Raw genomic sequence first — 17,178 nt, 5'->3', positions numbered from 1 at the left:
ACTCTAATTCACAATACAGGCTTGACTTTTTACCAGCCTTTAATTTCAAGCACAAGAGAAAATCATAAAAAGCCGGTTTTATCGCGGTTGCACGGTGGTTTTTCGACCAATCAACACTCGGTCAGCAGCACCTGATAGGCCCACTGCAGACGTTGTGCCTCCTCAACACAGCCCCCTTTGTCAGGATGGCACTGGTGCATGCGCTGCCGATAGCATTGTTTAAGCTGACGTGCAGTATAAGGCTGCGACACCTTCAGCAACTGCCTGGCGCGGGCAATGTCCTCGGCACTGTGCGCCACAGGCGGCGCCGCTATTCCTGACCAGAAACGACGCAACAGTTCGTCCAGCGAGTCACTGTCCATGGCATCGAGGTTGCTAATGTCCAGATAATAGGCACGCATCTTGGCACGGCTGGGATCATCGGGCAGGGTTTGTCCGGGCTCCAGGACCCGAATGCAGGTGGCAATGATGTCGAGCTGTCCCAGCCCTTGTGCCTGCCAGCGTGCATCCAGTGCGTACAACGCATGAAACAGGGTGAAATGGCAGTGGAACATGGCGTCCTGACTGTGCAGGGCGTTATTGGGAATACACTGATACGGCGCTTGTTGCAGACGCCGGATCAGTGCATATTCGCTGATCCCGTCAGGTTCACTGAGCAGGATCCCTTCCAGGTAACGAGTCAGGGTCGCTAATGCTGTCAACCGTTACCTCGTCAGATTAGCCGGCCGGATACACATAGCTGGCCTGAATGCCCAATGGGATACCCAGTCCCCAGTAGATCAGCAAAAAGGCGGTCCACAACAGCAGAATGCTGATGGTGAACGGCAGCATCATCGACAGCAGCGTGCCGATCCCGGTGCTTTTCACATAGCGCTGACAGTACACCACCACCAACGGGAAGTACGGCATCAGCGGCGTAATAATATTGGAAGACGAGTCACCCAAGCGATAGGCAGCCTGTGTCAGATCCGGGGAAATGTTCAGTTGCATCAGCATCGGCACAAAAATCGGTCCCAGCAGTGCCCACTTGGCCGACGATGAACCCACGAACAGGTTGACGAAGGCCGTCAGGAAGATGATCCCGACGATGGTGACCATGGACGGCAATTGCAGTGCTTTAAGCACTTGTGCGCCTTCGATCGCCAGCAGCGCACCGAGGTTCGACTTACCAAACGCATCGATGAACAAGGCACAGAAAAACGCCATAACGATGTAGTAGCTCATGCCCTGCATCGCTTTGGTCATACAATCGATCATGTCCTTGGTGCTTTTGAACGTGCCGCTGACATAGCCGTAGACCACGCCTGGCAGCAGGAACAACAGGAAGATCAACGGTACAATCGACTGCATCACCGGTGCCGCGAATGAGGTCAGCTGACCGTCAGGGGAGCGCATCGGTGAATCGGACGGGTACAGGATAGCGACCAGCGCCACGATACCGGCGACCATGGTCCAGGATGCCCAACGCAGGGCTTTGCTCTGCTGTTCGTTAAGCTCGTCAAACTTGGGGATTTCGTTCGGATCGCCGTCGATTTCCACGTCCTTAAGGCGCGGCTCGATGACCTTGTCGGTCAGGTACCAGCCAATCCCCACGATCAGTAACGTCGAGGCCGAGTTAAAGAACCAGTTGTTCAACGGGTTGATCTGGATTTCCGGGTCGATGATTTGTGCCGCACTCTGGGTGAAGCTTTGCAGCAACGGGTCGATGGCCGACGGAATGAAGTTGGCGCAGAAACCACCACTGACCCCGGCAAATGCCGCCGCAATACCGGCCAACGGATGTCGGCCCATGGCGTAGAAGATCACGCCGGCAAGGGGGATAACCAGCACGTAACCAGCATCGGTCGCAGTGTGGCTGACAATCGCCACCAGGATCACCATCGGCGTCAACATCGCCTTAGGGGTGGAATCCAGCATCCGTTTCAGACCCGCCGAGATAAACCCGGAATGTTCGGCAACGCCAACCCCCAGCATAGCCACCAGCACCACGCCCAGCGGTGCAAAGCCCGTGAAGATTTTCACCATGCGTGACAAGAAGTCGGCCAGCGAATCACCGGTCAACAGATTGTTCACCACCACCGCTTCACCGGTACGGGGATCGATGGCGGAGAAGGTGAAATTAGACAGCAGGGCCGACAGACCCCAGACAATAAGCAGACAGACGAAAAAGATGATGGCGGGATCCGGTAGCTTGTTGCCGACCTTCTCCACTTTATCCAGCGCACGCGTCGTCCAGGTGGCGCGTTGTTCCATGAGGACTCCTGATTGTTATCGTTATGTTAAGACCGGCGCTAGTATGCCACAGCGCAGCCAAAATCACATCGGAACAGCGATTGATTGAGCGTAAAAAAAGCCTGCGAACAGCAGGCTATTTTACACCTAGACAGCGATGTCGCGTTGAGTAACAACGCTACAGGCAGTGTTCCGGTTTATCCAGAGTGTAGTAATAGTTAGTGGCTTCCAGATCGTCGACGTCCGCACACTGAATATCCTCATTACCGCCCAAAAACAAATACCGCACGCGATTCATATCGAGCAATGGACTGATGTCTGATAGCTGATTACTTTGCAAATTCAGATGCCACAGTCGACTCATCCCACTGATGCCATCTAACGCAGTGATCCGGTTGTTACTTATACTCAGGTCGTCCAGATAAGTCAGCGAATACAACGGCGACATATCGGTAATCTGGTTGTTGTCGACACTCAAATCATACAAACGAGTCAATGACGACAGCGGTGACAAGTCACTTATTTGGTTGTCATTGGCATTCAGATAGCGCAAATTCGACATCCCACTCAATGGCGATAAATCGCTGATTTGGTTGCTGTTCATTTGCAAACGATAGAGGTTGTAGAACTGCTCAAGTCCTGCAATGCTGCTGATACCGTTATTACTGATGTACAAATAGTCCACATCCGCAGCATCTTTGAAATTTCGATCACTGATGTAGGCGTGCAAATTCGGGTCAGTAAACAGCGACAAGTCAATGGGTTTTTCCAGGCAATCGCTTGATTTCGCTATTTGGGTGCCTGACAACGCAGCTTCCAACGCAGGAAAATCATCACACAAAATGTTGGTGTTGTACTGAAGGTTCAGGTGCTGCAACTCGGTCAGGCTGTGTAACGGTGATACGTCAGTCAAGCCGGTGTTACTCAACGACAATCGGCGCAATCCGGTATGTGCGGTGATGATGTCAAGTTGGTCAGCAACCTTAGCCCGTGACAAGTCCAGCACCGTTAAGCCACTGATTTGTCCGAGTGCCGAAATATCACTGAGTTGATCGGTGTACCCGGCATACAGGGTTGTCAGGGCTGTGAGTGTTTCCAGTCCGTCTAACGATGTCAGATTCGACAGTTCGATGATATCCAACGAAGTTAGCGAGGTTGCATCAGCCAATGGCGATAAATCAACGATCAACGAATTTCGTCTCAGCGACAAGGTTGTCAGCGCGGTCATGCCGGACATATCAAACAAGTTTGATAATCCGGTGGTGGATAAATCCAGTGTCTCCAATTGGGCTAATGACGACAGACTGTCAACATTGACCAACTGATTGTCATGCAGATCCAGAAATTTCAGCGATGTCAGTGCTGACAAGGCCGACACATCAATAGGGTTGTAGTAGCTGGTGTATAAATCTGACGCATACAATGTTTCCAACTGGGTCAACGTCTGCAATGGTGTCAGATCGCTGAGGTTGCTCAGGCCCGAAATATCTAACCCGTTTAGCGCAGTCAGTTTTGAGACTGCTGAAAGATCACTGATACGGCCGTTGTTACTGATGTCCAGCCACGTCAATGCAGACATCGTTTCAACAAAACCCAGCGTGGATAAATTAGTCCCACTCAGGTTCAACCGCTCCAGACCGGTCAGCGAAGACATGCCCGCTGTCGACGACAGGGATCTGCTGGACAGATCAAGGTCGGTCAGTTCTGTCAACGTGCCAAGCTTGTCAAAATCGATTTCAGCATTGAGGTGGGACATAGTCAATTTGGTCAACCCCGATAACTGATACACAGGATCAAGGTTGCTAACGTCGGTGTTCGAAATATCCAACTCTTTTAGCGCGCTCAACTGTGTTAACACGGTCAAATCGACCACCTTGGTGCTGCTCACATCCAGCGATGCTAACTGCGGCATGCTGCTCAAAATACTCAGGTCAACCAATCCACCTCGCATATTGCTCAATTGCAATGTTTTCAACTGAGTCAACGCTTTTAAGTCAGTCGTGGAGTCAAGATAAACATGTGAAAATCTTAGCGTTTCCAATGAGGTATACACACTGAAAGGCGCCAATGGCACATTGCTGTAGGTTATGAACGCGTTCTCCAGCAGGAGAGTTTTCAGTGTCGGTTGGTCGCCTATTTTCTGGGGCACATTGAAGGTGCTGTAATAGGGGTAAATATTGTTATCGGACAGGTCCAGATACTCTAACGCCAGCTCGCTTACATCCGGCAAAATGTCCATTTCATTGCTGCGCATGACAACATGGGTCAACTCGGAGAGGGCTGGAAACTCGAGTCCCGCTGAGGTGTAACCATTATGCATCTCAAAACGCTGCAGGCGGGGTAACGCGGATAGGTCGTCCAGCGACCCTACGGTTTTTCCGTCACAGACAAGTTCCGTTAGCCCAACGTCCTGATCTGCGATCGCCAGCTCACTAAAACAGGCCGCAAGTCCAGCGTCGGTAAAAGCGCTGCTGGTCAATGCATCTGCAGCTTCAACAGTCAGGCTTACTTCTTCCCGCGCCGTCGCCCCATCATTATCGGTTATCGTTAGAGCCAAAACGATGGTTTGGCTTTCATCAACAGCTGGAAGCACTACACTGACGGACGACGTTTCGGCGTTTTCAAGGCTGGCATCGGGGCCGCTCACCTGCACCCAATGATAATCGGTAACACTGCCATCACTGTCACTGGCTGATGCGGTGATCGTGATCACACCACGCTCGGTTTCGGACTGCGCAGACATCGGGGAAATGGTCGGTTTGCTGTTTGACGTCGGAGTCGGTGTCGACTCGCCTCCTGAACCACCGCACGCCGATAAAATGGCGGTAGTGAAAGCCAAAACAGAGGCTTGAGAAAACTTGCTAAATTGCATGATATACGGTTCCTGTTGACTGATTCCTGAAGATAATCAGACGCAAAGGACCCTGTACTTCCTGTACCAGTTTGGTGTAGTCCTTTACGCCAAATCATTTCGGTGCTGACTCTACCATAGACGATGCCAGAACGGCAGTCATTTGTCTTTTTGCGCACCAGCCGCTAGCGGTGTAAGCAGACGCATAACCGGGTAAACAAAATTGGTCTATAGTCTTTTTTAACACCGGATCATGGGGCGTATGCGTGATTCAAAAGGACAGGAATTGGAGAGACAAGCATGCCAAAACGCGTTGCCATGGCCATCTCAGGGGCCGTCAGCCTGGGGACCTATGAGGCCGGTTGTGTATTTGAAATCATCCGCGCCTTTGAACAGCATAACCGCAGTGCCAGTGATGAGGACAAAATCCTCATCGATGTGATGACTGGCGCGTCGGCCGGTGGCATGACGGCCGCCCTGTTGACCTATAGCCTGTTGTATTCCCCAGACAGTCTTTCCGACAGCAAATCGTACGGGGGCTATCAGGCCTGGGTTAAAGCAGTGAACATTGAACGGTTGATGCAGCCTGACATGACCGGTAAGAGCCTGGCTAACGTGTCGCTGTTGTCCACCGATTGTGTAATGTCTATCGCTAACCAGTTGATCATTGACGACTGGCACACCTCAGCGTCGACAAATTGGCAAGGCCCCCACCCCGCTGCCGCCCCCACAATTCATCTGGGTCTGGCGATGGCCAACCTGAACGGCGTGGATTATGAAGTGGCGACCTTCAGTGCCGGCACCGGCAATCTCGGCAAAGGTACCTTTACCCAAACCCGTTTTCAGGACCGTTTTACCCGCACACTCACGGCCAGCAAGAAAAACCCACAGGGCAATACTCAGGCGGATTTTGACCCGGCGCAATGGCAGCAAATCATTGTCGCTGCCGCCGGCTGTGGCGCCTTTCCGATTGCCTTTACACCGGTCGCACTGCGACGCAGTCACGGGGGTATCGATGCCTACGATTACCAGAATCGCAATGCCGTGGCCTTTGCCGACACTGACTTTGTCTACATGGACGGTGGCGCGTTTAACAACTACCCCCTCGGAACCGCAGTGAAACTCAGCCGCCAGGTGGATGACACGGCGGAAGATTTTGCCAATCGCTACTTTGTGTATATCTCGCCAAGCCCGCGGGAGACAGCCGCCGATCACGCCTTCTCCGTCGATAGCCAAACGCCCCTGTCTACCCTGGCCGGACGCATGGCCTCAGCGGTGTTCTGGCAAGCTCGCTTTCAGGAGTGGATGGGCGCCGACTCAGTTAACCAGCGGGTTGATCAGTTGGATGACACCGCCGCCCATCTGCTGGATGTTCTGGAGCAACTAGCGCCACAAGCACTGGCCGACAGCCGGGCCACCTTCGAACAGTTGGCAGTTGCCCTGCATGCCAAAGCCCCTGCAGAGTTCGAGGAGCAAAGAAAGCGCCTGCGCGCGGCTTACGCTGGCGATCTGAGCGCGGAGCAGCAAGCAAACGACGCATTGGTCAACGCCTGGATTGACGGCATATGCGTGCTGGAACTGACCGGCAACCTGCGCAACAAAGAGCTGATGCGGGTGTACACCGTCACCTCCTCAGACGAGGAACTGGCCAGCGATCAGTTGTCGGCGTTTATGGGCTTTTTCAGCGAACAGTTGCGTGAGCACGACTATCTGGTGGGCCGCTACAATGGCATACGATTGATTGAGCAGATCATCAATAAACGTGAGGCCGGTGACGATACCCAACTGCCGCTGAACCTCGATCTGTCGCAACTGAAATCCGATGCAGCCGCCATCAAGCAATCGCTCAAAGCGATCAAACAACAGGCCAGGAAGAGCCATGGTAAAGACATCGCCGATTTCACCATGCAGGACATGGATCGCCGTCAGGTTGAGGTGTTTTACAACAAGATCCATGCCTTGTTCAGCACCACCCTGAAAGCGCAAAACCTCGGCCGGGTAAAGCGCACCGCGGCGTGGCTGGTGCTGCGGGGTCCCCTAAAAGAGCAATTGGGACTCAAGGAGTCCTGGTGGAAACGTTTCTGGGCCTGAAACAGCTCAGGGTTGGGCCCGTGCAGGAACTCCCATGGCCGTTTTACCTGCCGCCACATCCTGGGTCACCACGGCACCGGCCGCAATAATGGCGCCCTCGCCTATTGTCACCCCGGGCAGGATTTTCGCGCCCATGCCAATCCACACGTTGTCGCCAATGGTAACAGGCTTTGCCTGCTCGAGGCCCTGAGCTCGCTGCCCGGCATCTTTGGGGTGGGTAACGGTGGCAATGATCACCCCCGGCCCTATCAACACGTTGTCGCCGAAGGTCACCGGCGCAGCATCAAGGATAATCACGCCATGGTTCAGAAAAACGCCGTGGGGTGCGACGATGCGATCACCATAGTCACAATAAAACGGCGCCTCAATGTGAGGCTTTTTCGCGTAAGGTAGTAGCTGTTTGAGCACCCTGCCCCGGGCATTGCTATCCTCCGGTGACAGGCCATTGAACCGATGACAAAGGGTTTTGGCGCGCAGGCGCGCCTGACGCAGCGGCTTGTCACTGGCCACATACCACTCACCACGGGCTTGCTTTTGTGCCTGTTCGCTCATTGTGTCTCCTGTACTTGCAAGGCCAGCCACTGTTGCCAGGCATGCTCATACCCCAGCATCCGTTGGTGCAGGGCGGATTGTTCATGTTCACGACGCTCATTGGGGTGCTGAAACGGCCCTTTACCACACAACCGGCAATGGGCCTCGCGACAACGGGGCGGCTGAAACACATCCACGGGCTCTGCGCTACCGGGTAGTCGGTAAACATAAGACACGGACGCCGTGGCCTTAACGGCGCCCTGGCGATCGACATTACGCACCGTGTAACGGGGAAAATCTTGCGGATTAAACGACTGACAACCCACAAACTGCATGCCCGTGTGATCACTGACGCTGCCCTCAAGATTCCAGTGATCATAAGGCTTCACCGCTTTAGAGGTGATCATCGCAAGCCCTGCGCCATCAGGGTCAAGCCAGTAGCGGGAACAGTGGTGCAGAAAGTACCACAACAGTCGTCGGTGGCGCAGATTGCTGTCGCCAACGCGTTGTTGACGTTGACGATTGGCTGCACTGCCGTCATTGGGCAGTAAGGGAAAATTAAACAACACTGCGTCAAACGCCCGCTCAGGCAATTTGTCGAACGTTTCGGGCTCGGTCACATCCACACCGAAGTGCAGTGGGATATTCGCGCCGCGCAAAGCGGTGATGTTGGCACCGCCATATTTCTCCGTCAGCGCACGCTCATCATCAAACACAGTGGCTACCAGATGGGGATGCTGTCGGTCAGTGACCCAGGCATGGGAAAACGACAAATCGCCGTCCCCCACCGTCAGCAATCGCCACTGTGCTCCTACCTTCACTCGCTCTTTCCCCTGCATAAACCGGCGCCAAGAGTACCACAATCACTGATCCAGTGGCACTTCGCGTATTCACGTAAAGGGCCTGTAATGCCGTGTAATAACACTCTACTGCCGTCATTCCTAGACTAGTGGCAGCTACCAGCAACGCCGTCGGTGGCGCAGAACAATGACAAGTAATGTGTCATTTTTTAACCAACAAGGAATATGATCATGCCTACAGAAGCAGAAACCGCCGTTGCCGTTATCGACAAAAGCCTGACCGCAGCGGACAAAGCCATCGACCTTTACAACAAGGGACTGGATCAATTAATCCCCTGGAAGACCTTTGAAGAAACGGTCAACAACCTGGCCGAGTATCAGGACCACTACTCCAAAGCAGCAGGTGCAATGGTCGGCAAAGTCAAATCACTGTTGATGGACAGCGAAGATGCCTACTTCAAATCCACCCAGTCGATCTACGAGTGGAGCAGCATGGCAGCCAGTCTGCTCAGTGCTTATCTGGAGCTGTTTGAGCAGTTTGATGCCGAAAAAGCCGCCGCTCAAAAGCACATTCTGCTCAAAGTGCTCGGTGAAGGGATCACCAAGATGGGCGTTGCACAGGATGCCCTGCAAACCGCGTCGCAACACTTTAATGCCGCAGCCGGTGAGCTGATCACGCTGAACACCCAGTTGTCGAACGATTTTGATGCCAAGAGCAGCTACTTCCAGGCTCAGGTCGACAAGATCCGCAAGGAAGCCTATGGCGGTGCTGCCGCCGGCGCAATTGCAGGTCCTTTCGGCTTGATCATCAGCTACAGCATCGCGGCGGGTGTGGTGGAAGGTAAACTGATCCCTGAGCTGCAAAAGCAACTCAAATCAGTACAGGGCTTCTTTACCGACATCACTGCGCTGGTGAAAACCGCCGATCAACAAATCAGCGATGCCAAGAGCAAACTCAAAGAAGAAGTTCAGGTCATTGGCGATATGAAAGCCAGCACCGAGACCACCCAGTTCTTTGTTGAGTACGACGATTTGATGCTCAAACAACTGAAAGGGGCTGCCAGCAAGCTGATCCAGCAATGTCAGGATTACATGCACCGTCACGGTAAAGCCCGTTCACCCGCATCACAGGCGGCATAAGCCCCAAAAGGAGAATCACATCATGTCAGATCTTGCACCGGGCAATACCTTTGTGGCACCTCAAGACGACACCGCCGTGCGCTTAAGCGCGCCGTCACTGTCGACATCCTATCAACGACGTGACGATGGCGTGTCTGGCTGGGGAAACAGTACGGCCGTGACCACCGGCCATCCAATAACCCTGATGCTGCATCGCAATGATGAGATCAGAAACAGCGGCAATAGCACCTTGCGTGTGGAACAATAGTCATCAGCGGCGCCGGTAGGCGCCGCTGTGTTTTAAACCGGATTAACCGCGAATTGGCAGGATGCTCAGCTCCACGCGGCGGTTCTGCTGGCGCCCCTCAACGGTCTGGTTAGAGGCAATCGGCTGGCTTTCACCAAATCCCTGGGTCTGCAACCGGGCCGGATTTACCCCGGACTGCGCCAGGTAGTCCGCCACACTGTTGGCGCGATTTACCGACAGTTGCTGATTGTACGCCGCCTCGCCAACATTGTCGGTATGACCGGTAATGCTCAGACGGGTTTTCTCGTAGTTTTTCAGCACCTTAGCAACGTCATCCAACACTGGGTAAAAGCCCGACACTATGCGCGACTCACCGGTAGCAAAGGTGATATTGCCCGGAATATACAGCCGAATGGTGTCGCCATCCCGATACACTTCCACGCCGGTATCGGACAGCTCTTCACGCAACTCTTCTTCCTGCTTGTCCATGTAACTGCCGATCGCAGAACCCGCCAGCGCACCCAGCGCTGCACCCCACACATAGCGACTTTTGTCGTGATCACCGGTGCCCTTGCCAATCAGCGCACCCACTACCGCGCCAATGCCGGCGCCCTTCTGGGTGTTGCTGCTGTTGGCGGCACAACCACCAAGGATAAAACTGGAAAGGGTTAGTGCTACCAATGTCTTTTTCATGAATACTCCTTAACTACACGTCGCCACCGGGCGTCAATTTGCAGGTTTACTGCCAATTTGCGAGGAACCGCTCACAAATGCGCTTCAACATCACCAGATCCTATTAGCAGGATAGATGCCAGAATCTTAACCGTCGATGAATCTGCGTAACGTTGCACAGCATAGCGCTAAATACGCAATGTCACGACCGTTTCAGGCAATAAAAAACCCGCCATTTGGCGGGTTCTTCACAAGTTAACAATAACGCAGGAATTAAACTCTTAGTTAAGCTTCTCTTTGATACGTGCAGATTTACCTGAACGCTCACGCAAGAAGTAAAGCTTAGCACGACGTACTGCACCACGGCGTTTCACTTCGATAGAATCGATAGCTGGGCTGTGCGTTTGGAATACACGCTCAACACCTTCGCCGCTGGAGATCTTACGTACTGTGAATGCAGAGTGCAGGCCACGGTTACGCTTGGCGATCACAACGCCTTCATATGCCTGAAGACGCTCTTTTTCGCCTTCTTTAACGCGTACTTTCACCACAACTGTGTCACCGGGGCCAAATGTTGGCAAATCGGTTTTCAGCTGGGCTTGTTCGATTTTTTTGATGATATCTTGATTGACTTTGCTCATCAGAACCTCTCATCCTAGATTAACTGTCATCTTGCTGCACCGCCTCTTGCTGAAACTCGTTCAACAAACGGCGTTGCTCCTCAGTCAGAGCTAGGTCGTTTAATAACTCAGGGCGACGCTGCCAGGTTCTCCCCAGCGATTGCTTTAACCGCCACTGCCTAATTTTTTCGTGGTTGCCACTCAATAACACCGGCGGCACCTGCTCCCCGTTTAAGGTTTCCGGGCGTGTATAGTGTGGGCAATCCAACAGACCATCCGTAAAGGAATCTTGTTCCGCTGACATTTCATGCCCCAACACACCGGGTATAAACCGGGAAATGGCGTCCATCAGGATCAACGCCGGGAGTTCACCGCCACTGAGGACGTAGTCGCCAATTGACCACTCTTCGTCCACTTCGGCCTGAATGACCCGCTCGTCGATACCTTCGTATCGGCCCGCCACCAGGATCAGGCTGTCACACTGTGACAATTCCTGAACCCCTTGCTGGTCCAGCTTGCGTCCTTGAGGTGACAAATACACCACTTTGGACTGTTTCCCTGCCGCCGCTTTGGCCGCATGGATTGCGTCAGTTAACGGCTGCACCATCATCAACATACCCGGGCCACCGCCATAAGGTCGGTCATCCACCGTACGGTGCTTGTCATGGGTGAAGTCCCTTGGATTAAAGCACTTCACGTCAATCAGCCCGCTCTTCACGGCCCGTCCGAACACCCCTTGCTCTACAAACGGTGTAAACAGGTCCGGAAACAATGTCACCACACTAAATTGGTGACGACACTGCGGCGATGTCGAGGTCATTAAAACCCCGGATCCCAGTCTACCTTGATGACCTTTTGTTGTTTGTCCACGTGTTTAATCACCTGATCAAACAAAAAAGGCAGCATACGTTCTTTTTGACCGAAAGCATCATTCGACTTGGCTTTGACCAACATGACATCGTTGGCCCCCGTTTCGAACATGTCTTTCACCACACCCAGATCGTAACCGTTTTCAGTTACCACCTGCATGCCGACCAGATCACGCCAGTAATATTCATCGTCGGCCAGTTGAGGCAGCTGTGACGCTTTAATGGCAATATCGAGATTTTTCAGGCTGTCTGCCTGATCCCGATTGTCCACCCCTTCCAGTTTCGCAACGACGCTCTTGCTGTGCGTTTTCCAGTGGTCAACCCGGTACTCCTGACCGTTTTCCCCCACCAACCACGGTGAGTAGTCAAAAACACCTTCACGCTGGTCGGTATAGCTGTTGATTTTGACCCAACCTTTAACACCATAAGGTGCACCGATTTTGCCAATCACAACAGTGTCAGACGCTTGACTCATCTATACCTCAATCGTGTCGCAGGGCTTATGCCGCTGCTTTTTTCGCTTCTTTAACCAAGCTTGCAACACGGTCAGAAAGGCCTGCACCTTGTCCTACCCAGTGTTCAACACGCTCAAGGTCCAAACGCAGACGTTCTGCCTGGCCTTGTGCAGTTGGGTTGAAGAAACCTACGTTTTCAATGAAACGACCGTTACGTGCACGACGGCTGTCTGCAACCACTACTTGATAAAATGGACGCTTTTTAGCGCCACCACGCTGTAAACGAATAGTAACCATAAAATGCCTCAAACTCGTTGTAGCGTTACTGTTAACTTAATGCCCTTATTTGGCACGAGTGCCAGATAAAAGGCCGCGGAATTATACGGATATGACAAGGGATTGCAAGTGAAATACACAAATGGCTTGAAAAAAGCCGGCCCTGTGGCCGGCTTTATCATGTATCACTGACGGCAGCGATCAGAACGAGCCTACAACCTTGACCGACCCATCCACCAGGGATTCGTCAATAAAGCCAATGGTGGAAGGGTTCTTGGCGACCAAATCTTTGACCTCTTGCATGGTCGCCACTTCTCGTGGAGGAACCCCGTTGCCGGTAAACACCATTTTTGACCAGTACGCCACATACTGCCCTTCGTTTTTATTCAGCACACCGTCATTGAACTGACCACGCACCGCATCTCCTTCGCTCAAGGTGATCGGGATGGCATTTTCACCATTGCTGAAGGCGCCCTTTTTACCGAGGTATATCTTTTTCACATCGCTCATCGACACCTCAGCACCGTTGCCCGCATTCACGATCACCACATAGCCCGCAAACGCTGGCGACGCGCACAACAGACAAGCCATCATAACAAGTAAAGTTTTCATGACTGTTCTCCTTAAAACGCGATATCCAGCGACACGGCGAACGCAGTAGCATCGGTTCGACCGTCACGGTCTTCGTCGATAAACACGGCCGCATCACCATCGTCGTTAAAGTCGGTAATTTCCGCTTTGATCGCGGTGCGCGGATTGATGTTGTAACGTACGCCGATACCAATCGAGTTGTAGGCATCATCCAGAGAACCGGTCACACCGTCTTCAAACCCTGCGGTAATACCGCCCGGCGCAATGAAACGTAACGTACCTTCAAACTCCGAATAGAAGATGTACGGTGTCCATTTACCGGTGGTATACGCTAACGATGTAAACCATGAGGTATAGATGGTGTCGTAGTCATTCCATTCAGCGATGGCAAACACGCCGTTGTAGTCCATCGACACCGACACATCGACAAACCGGGTGTCGGCCCAGGTGCCACCGAACAAGGGTGTGGACGGATAGTCCCCTTCGGCATAGAAGGTGAACTTTTCCTTACCGTCTAAAAACGACAGACGCAGGTTGAACCAGTCAATTTGCGTATCGATGACAATCCCTTTCATGTCCTCGTAGTCTTTGGTGGTACGAATACCCCGAACCCCCGTGAACTGGCCACTCTGATTGTACAACTGCTCGGTTTTGTATTGCTCAATGGTGGTGATCAAATCGTTCGGATCGGTATTCTGCTGACCGGCATACAACTTGAACGTGGTGGTACCGATATCCCAATCCCAGCCATATCGCAGCGCCACACCGTGATAGTTAGTCACCGCCAGTGAATAGGCATCGGAAGGCACCCGCAGCCACGGATAGGCAATCCCCACATCCATGTAATCCGAATAGTGGTAGACCGGCAGGCGCATCCGCCCCACATTAATGCTTAAATCCGGGGTGGCATAGTAGGTGGCATACAGCCACTCCATCTTGGGTTCAAAGTCATTGATCCCACGAAACATCACCTGGCCGGTGACGGATAACTCCTGAGTGGCTTTGTAACGGGCCTGCAACCCCAACCGGGATTCCGTCTGTAGTTCCAATCCGCCGTCATACTGACCGGCCCCCTCGGGCAGTCGGGCCCAGTAACCATCGCCATCCAGTACAGTACCGCCAACCAGACTTGCGAACCCCGAAAAATGAAAATCCGATGTATTGGCCGATGCCGGAAGTGTCAGACAAAGGGCTGACACCAGCAACGCCGTACGACGTTTATTCATGATTGCGTCCTCGTTGTGTGTTCCCAGCAAGTATAGTTCAAGCCGTGGAAATACAATGAGTTAAGGCTTGCAAGCATAAAAAAACCGCCGTTCGGCGGTTTTTAATTAGCGGTGTTTTACAGCGACGGACTAACGTCCCGGGGGAAACATCCCACCCATGCCGCCAGGGGGCATCATGCCTTTCATATTGCGCATCATTTTCTTCATGCCCCCACCGGACATTTTTTTCATCATTTTCTGCATCTGCATGAACTGCTTCAGCAACCGGTTCACATCCTGAATTTGTGTACCTGATCCCGCCGCAATGCGCTTCTTGCGTGACCCTTTTATGATATCGGGACGCTGACGCTCAGCCGGTGTCATGGAGTTAATGATGGCTTCCATCTGGTTAAACTGCTTGTCATTGGCTTTGTCTTTGATTTGTGCAGACATGTTGCCCATGCCGGGCAGTTTGTCCAGCATGCCCATCATGCCACCCATGTTGCGCATCTGCTCCAACTGCTCTTTGAAGTCCTGCAGATCAAAACCTTTGCCTTTCTGGACTTTCTTGGCCAGCTTCTGGGCTTTGTCTTTGTCGACTTTGCGCTCAACTTCTTCGATCAGGCTAAGTACATCACCCATGCCGAGGATACGGGAAGCAACACGGTCTGGATGGAACGGCTCCAATGCATCGACTTTTTCGCCCATCCCCATGAATTTAATTGGCTTGCCGGTGATCTTGCGCACCGACAGTGCCGCACCACCACGGGCATCACCGTCTGCTTTGGTCAGGATCACCCCGGTCAGTGGCAGCGCGTCACCAAACGCCTTGGCAGTATTGGCAGCATCCTGACCGGTCATGGCATCCACCACAAACAGGGTTTCGACCGGCTTCACCGCCGCATGCAGGGCTTTGATTTCGTCCATCATGTCATTGTCGACGTGCAAACGACCGGCTGTATCCACCAGCAGCACATCGAAGAACTGCTTGCGGGCATGCTCAATCGCGCCGTTGACAATATCGACCGGCTTTTGCATCACGGTCGACGGGTAGCATTCGACCCCCACTTCTTCAGCCAGGGTTTCGAGCTGTTTTATCGCCGCCGGACGATACACGTCGGCACTGACCACCATGACCTTTTTCTTTTCCCGCTCACGCAGGTATTTGGCCAGCTTACCCACACTGGTGGTTTTACCCGCACCTTGCAGACCTGCCATCATGACCACGGCCGGCGGTTGCGATGCCAGGTTCAGGCGCTCATTGGCCTCCCCCATCACCGCTTCCAGTTCAGACTGAACAATCTTGATGAAAACCTGTCCCGGTTTCAGGCTCTTGCTGACCTCGGTGCCTACTGCCCGCTCTTTTACCTGGGCAACAAACTCACGCACAACGGGCAATGCCACGTCGGCCTCAAGCAACGCCATGCGCACTTCTCGCAGGGTATCCTTGATGTTGTCCTCGGTCAGGCGACCACGTCCGCTGATATCGCGTAACGTTTTACCCAGTCGTTCGGTCAGATTCTCAAACATAGTCTTTTCTTCACGTTGTATTTGTTTAAACTGGCGCAGTATAACGGATCACGGTAGGGATAAGAACCATCCCGATGCAACTATCCGCACACAGTGTTGCCGACTATTTACACCGCAACAGTACTCAAAGTGACACGGAGTCGATATACTAAACCGATGATAATTCTACCCTTTGCAATCCAGAGAGCGACATCCTCAAGGGTGTTACCCTGGTCTGATCACAGCACTACACGGAGTCCGGCATGATCCTCGCCCTCAGCACTGTCGTCATGTACCTGCTCGCGGCGTTAATGATTGGTCGTCGCCTGCTGCACCAACAAGGCCCCGATCATCGCGTAGCGGCCGTGTTGGCTATCTTTGCCATGGGGTTACACCTGAGTCTGCTGACCCAGGGCATTTTGCTTGAACCCGGCCAGAACATGAGCTTCACCAATGTTGCGTCATTGATCGCCTGGTTGATTGCCCTGTCCATGACTGCCGCCTCGTTATGGATGCCGAACCTGCTGTTACTGCCGGTGGTACTCGGCTTCGCCGCGTTGGTAGTGCTGATCAACCTGTTGATCCCGGTCACCCACATCATGCACATCGACATTCAGCCAGCCTTGCTGATCCACATTACCCTGGCGTTGTTTGCTTATGGGATATTGATGATTGCGCTGCTATACGCGCTGCAACTGGCCTACATCAATCAGCGGCTGAAACAGAAACAAGCCTCATTGCTGAATTCCCCCCTGCCACCTTTAATGATGGTAGAAAGCATCTTTTTCAAGTTGTTGGTCACCGGCACCGCATTGCTGACCCTGTCACTGATCAGTGGCTTTGTGTTCCTCGACAACATGTTCGCCACCCAACAAGCCCATAAAACCGTGTTGTCGCTGCTGGCCTGGCTTATCTACGTGATTGTGCTGGTTGGCCATCAACGATTGGGCTGGCGCGGCAAGCCGGTGATCACAGCGACAATTACCGGATCTGTCCTGCTGACACTGGCTTACTTCGGCAGCCGATTCGTCAAAGACATCCTGCTGGGCGGCTAAGTTTGACCATGCAAAACTTGCAAGTCGCCGCCATAGCACGTAAATTCTGGCTGTC

Annotated in this window: 17 protein-coding genes; 4 read left to right on the top strand and 13 right to left on the bottom strand. The window is 53.0% G+C overall.

All coding sequences use genetic code 11. From position 1 onward, the window contains the following. Positions 1 to 110: 110 nt before the first annotated feature. From LJ739_RS02910 to LJ739_RS02900, 3 genes are all read right to left on the bottom strand, one after another. The gene (locus LJ739_RS02910; protein WP_229157102.1) at positions 111 to 701 is read right to left on the bottom strand and encodes a DNA-J related domain-containing protein; all 591 of its coding nucleotides are present in this window, start codon (positions 699 to 701) and stop codon (positions 111 to 113) included. Positions 702 to 717: 16 nt separating this feature from the next. Continuing rightward, complete coding sequence (locus tag LJ739_RS02905; protein ID WP_229157101.1) at positions 718 to 2,253, bottom strand: AbgT family transporter; 1,536 nt, start codon at positions 2,251 to 2,253, stop codon at positions 718 to 720. A 157-nt stretch (positions 2,254 to 2,410) separates the two neighbouring features. Beyond that, positions 2,411 to 5,104, bottom strand: a complete 2,694-nt coding sequence (locus LJ739_RS02900) for a leucine-rich repeat domain-containing protein (RefSeq protein WP_229157100.1) — start codon at positions 5,102 to 5,104, stop codon at positions 2,411 to 2,413. 279 nt (positions 5,105 to 5,383) lie between these two features. On the opposite strand from LJ739_RS02900, the gene LJ739_RS02895 reads away from it, so the two are divergent. Beyond that, positions 5,384 to 7,174, top strand: coding sequence for a patatin-like phospholipase family protein (locus LJ739_RS02895; protein WP_229157099.1), 1,791 nt, complete (start codon positions 5,384 to 5,386; stop codon positions 7,172 to 7,174). A gap of 6 nt (positions 7,175 to 7,180) precedes the next feature. On the opposite strand, the gene LJ739_RS19115 is transcribed toward LJ739_RS02895, so the two are convergent. Continuing rightward, the gene (locus LJ739_RS19115; RefSeq protein WP_324254893.1) at positions 7,181 to 7,726 is read right to left on the bottom strand and encodes a sugar O-acetyltransferase; all 546 of its coding nucleotides are present in this window, start codon (positions 7,724 to 7,726) and stop codon (positions 7,181 to 7,183) included. After that, on the bottom strand, positions 7,723 to 8,526 hold the full coding sequence (locus LJ739_RS02880; protein WP_229157098.1) for a class I SAM-dependent methyltransferase: 804 nt from the start codon (positions 8,524 to 8,526) through the stop codon (positions 7,723 to 7,725). Before LJ739_RS02880 ends, LJ739_RS19115 begins: the two co-directional genes overlap by 4 nt. A 210-nt stretch (positions 8,527 to 8,736) precedes the next feature. Between LJ739_RS02880 and LJ739_RS02875 the strand changes: the two genes are divergently transcribed. Both LJ739_RS02875 and LJ739_RS02870 read left to right on the top strand, forming a co-directional pair. After that, positions 8,737 to 9,645, top strand: coding sequence for a hemolysin E (locus LJ739_RS02875; protein WP_229157097.1), 909 nt, complete (start codon positions 8,737 to 8,739; stop codon positions 9,643 to 9,645). 22 nt (positions 9,646 to 9,667) lie between these two features. Continuing rightward, positions 9,668 to 9,892: a hypothetical protein gene (locus tag LJ739_RS02870; protein WP_229157096.1), complete on the top strand. Its 225-nt coding sequence runs from the start codon at positions 9,668 to 9,670 to the stop codon at positions 9,890 to 9,892. Positions 9,893 to 9,934: 42 nt separating this feature from the next. Here LJ739_RS02870 and LJ739_RS02865 read toward each other — a convergent pair whose 3' ends face one another. The 8 genes from LJ739_RS02865 to ffh all read right to left on the bottom strand — a co-directional run bounded on the left by LJ739_RS02865 (position 9,935) and on the right by ffh (position 16,089). Then, entirely contained in the window at positions 9,935 to 10,564 is a 630-nt protein-coding gene (locus tag LJ739_RS02865) for an OmpA family protein (protein WP_229157095.1), read from the bottom strand. 260 nt (positions 10,565 to 10,824) lie between these two features. Next, on the bottom strand, positions 10,825 to 11,184 hold the full coding sequence (gene rplS / locus LJ739_RS02860) for a 50S ribosomal protein L19 (protein ID WP_229157094.1): 360 nt from the start codon (positions 11,182 to 11,184) through the stop codon (positions 10,825 to 10,827). A gap of 19 nt (positions 11,185 to 11,203) precedes the next feature. Continuing rightward, complete coding sequence (gene trmD, locus LJ739_RS02855) at positions 11,204 to 11,983, bottom strand: tRNA (guanosine(37)-N1)-methyltransferase TrmD (protein WP_229157093.1); 780 nt, start codon at positions 11,981 to 11,983, stop codon at positions 11,204 to 11,206. Then, complete coding sequence (gene rimM, locus LJ739_RS02850; RefSeq protein WP_229157092.1) at positions 11,983 to 12,507, bottom strand: ribosome maturation factor RimM; 525 nt, start codon at positions 12,505 to 12,507, stop codon at positions 11,983 to 11,985. Before rimM ends, trmD begins: the two co-directional genes overlap by 1 nt. A gap of 25 nt (positions 12,508 to 12,532) precedes the next feature. Beyond that, positions 12,533 to 12,784 carry a 30S ribosomal protein S16 gene (gene rpsP / locus LJ739_RS02845; protein ID WP_229157091.1) on the bottom strand — a complete coding sequence of 84 codons (252 nt, stop codon included), beginning with the start codon at positions 12,782 to 12,784 and terminating at the stop codon, positions 12,533 to 12,535. A gap of 180 nt (positions 12,785 to 12,964) precedes the next feature. Next, the gene (locus LJ739_RS02840) at positions 12,965 to 13,375 is read right to left on the bottom strand and encodes a type 2 periplasmic-binding domain-containing protein (RefSeq protein ID WP_229157090.1); all 411 of its coding nucleotides are present in this window, start codon (positions 13,373 to 13,375) and stop codon (positions 12,965 to 12,967) included. Positions 13,376 to 13,386: 11 nt separating this feature from the next. After that, on the bottom strand, positions 13,387 to 14,580 hold the full coding sequence (locus LJ739_RS02835) for a hypothetical protein (RefSeq protein ID WP_229157089.1): 1,194 nt from the start codon (positions 14,578 to 14,580) through the stop codon (positions 13,387 to 13,389). A gap of 129 nt (positions 14,581 to 14,709) precedes the next feature. Then, positions 14,710 to 16,089 (bottom strand): signal recognition particle protein, encoded by a 1,380-nt coding sequence (ffh, locus tag LJ739_RS02830; protein ID WP_229157088.1) that lies wholly within the window; start codon positions 16,087 to 16,089, stop codon positions 14,710 to 14,712. Between the two features lie 242 nt (positions 16,090 to 16,331). On the opposite strand from ffh, the gene LJ739_RS02825 reads away from it, so the two are divergent. Next, the gene (locus LJ739_RS02825; protein ID WP_229157087.1) at positions 16,332 to 17,123 is read left to right on the top strand and encodes a cytochrome C assembly family protein; all 792 of its coding nucleotides are present in this window, start codon (positions 16,332 to 16,334) and stop codon (positions 17,121 to 17,123) included. Positions 17,124 to 17,178: the final 55 nt, after the last annotated feature.

The organism is Fluctibacter halophilus, from assembly GCF_020687825.1.
GTDB lineage: Bacteria > Pseudomonadota > Gammaproteobacteria > Enterobacterales > Alteromonadaceae > Fluctibacter > Fluctibacter halophilus.
Note: the sequence above shows the minus strand (reverse complement) of the source record. Positions and strands in the feature narration are given on the sequence as shown.

Coding starts and splice junctions, on each gene's coding strand:
- LJ739_RS02905 (WP_229157101.1), bottom strand. CDS start 2,253: ATGGAACAACGCGCCACCTGGACGACGCGTGCGCTGGATAAAGTGGAG.
- LJ739_RS02900 (WP_229157100.1), bottom strand. CDS start 5,104: ATGCAATTTAGCAAGTTTTCTCAAGCCTCTGTTTTGGCTTTCACTACC.
- LJ739_RS02895 (WP_229157099.1), top strand. CDS start 5,384: ATGCCAAAACGCGTTGCCATGGCCATCTCAGGGGCCGTCAGCCTGGGG.
- LJ739_RS19115 (WP_324254893.1), bottom strand. CDS start 7,726: ATGAGCGAACAGGCACAAAAGCAAGCCCGTGGTGAGTGGTATGTGGCC.
- LJ739_RS02875 (WP_229157097.1), top strand. CDS start 8,737: ATGCCTACAGAAGCAGAAACCGCCGTTGCCGTTATCGACAAAAGCCTG.
- LJ739_RS02870 (WP_229157096.1), top strand. CDS start 9,668: ATGTCAGATCTTGCACCGGGCAATACCTTTGTGGCACCTCAAGACGAC.
- LJ739_RS02865 (WP_229157095.1), bottom strand. CDS start 10,564: ATGAAAAAGACATTGGTAGCACTAACCCTTTCCAGTTTTATCCTTGGT.
- rplS (WP_229157094.1), bottom strand. CDS start 11,184: ATGAGCAAAGTCAATCAAGATATCATCAAAAAAATCGAACAAGCCCAG.
- trmD (WP_229157093.1), bottom strand. CDS start 11,983: ATGACCTCGACATCGCCGCAGTGTCGTCACCAATTTAGTGTGGTGACA.
- rimM (WP_229157092.1), bottom strand. CDS start 12,507: ATGAGTCAAGCGTCTGACACTGTTGTGATTGGCAAAATCGGTGCACCT.
- rpsP (WP_229157091.1), bottom strand. CDS start 12,784: ATGGTTACTATTCGTTTACAGCGTGGTGGCGCTAAAAAGCGTCCATTT.
- LJ739_RS02840 (WP_229157090.1), bottom strand. CDS start 13,375: ATGAAAACTTTACTTGTTATGATGGCTTGTCTGTTGTGCGCGTCGCCA.
- LJ739_RS02835 (WP_229157089.1), bottom strand. CDS start 14,580: ATGAATAAACGTCGTACGGCGTTGCTGGTGTCAGCCCTTTGTCTGACA.
- ffh (WP_229157088.1), bottom strand. CDS start 16,089: ATGTTTGAGAATCTGACCGAACGACTGGGTAAAACGTTACGCGATATC.
- LJ739_RS02825 (WP_229157087.1), top strand. CDS start 16,332: ATGATCCTCGCCCTCAGCACTGTCGTCATGTACCTGCTCGCGGCGTTA.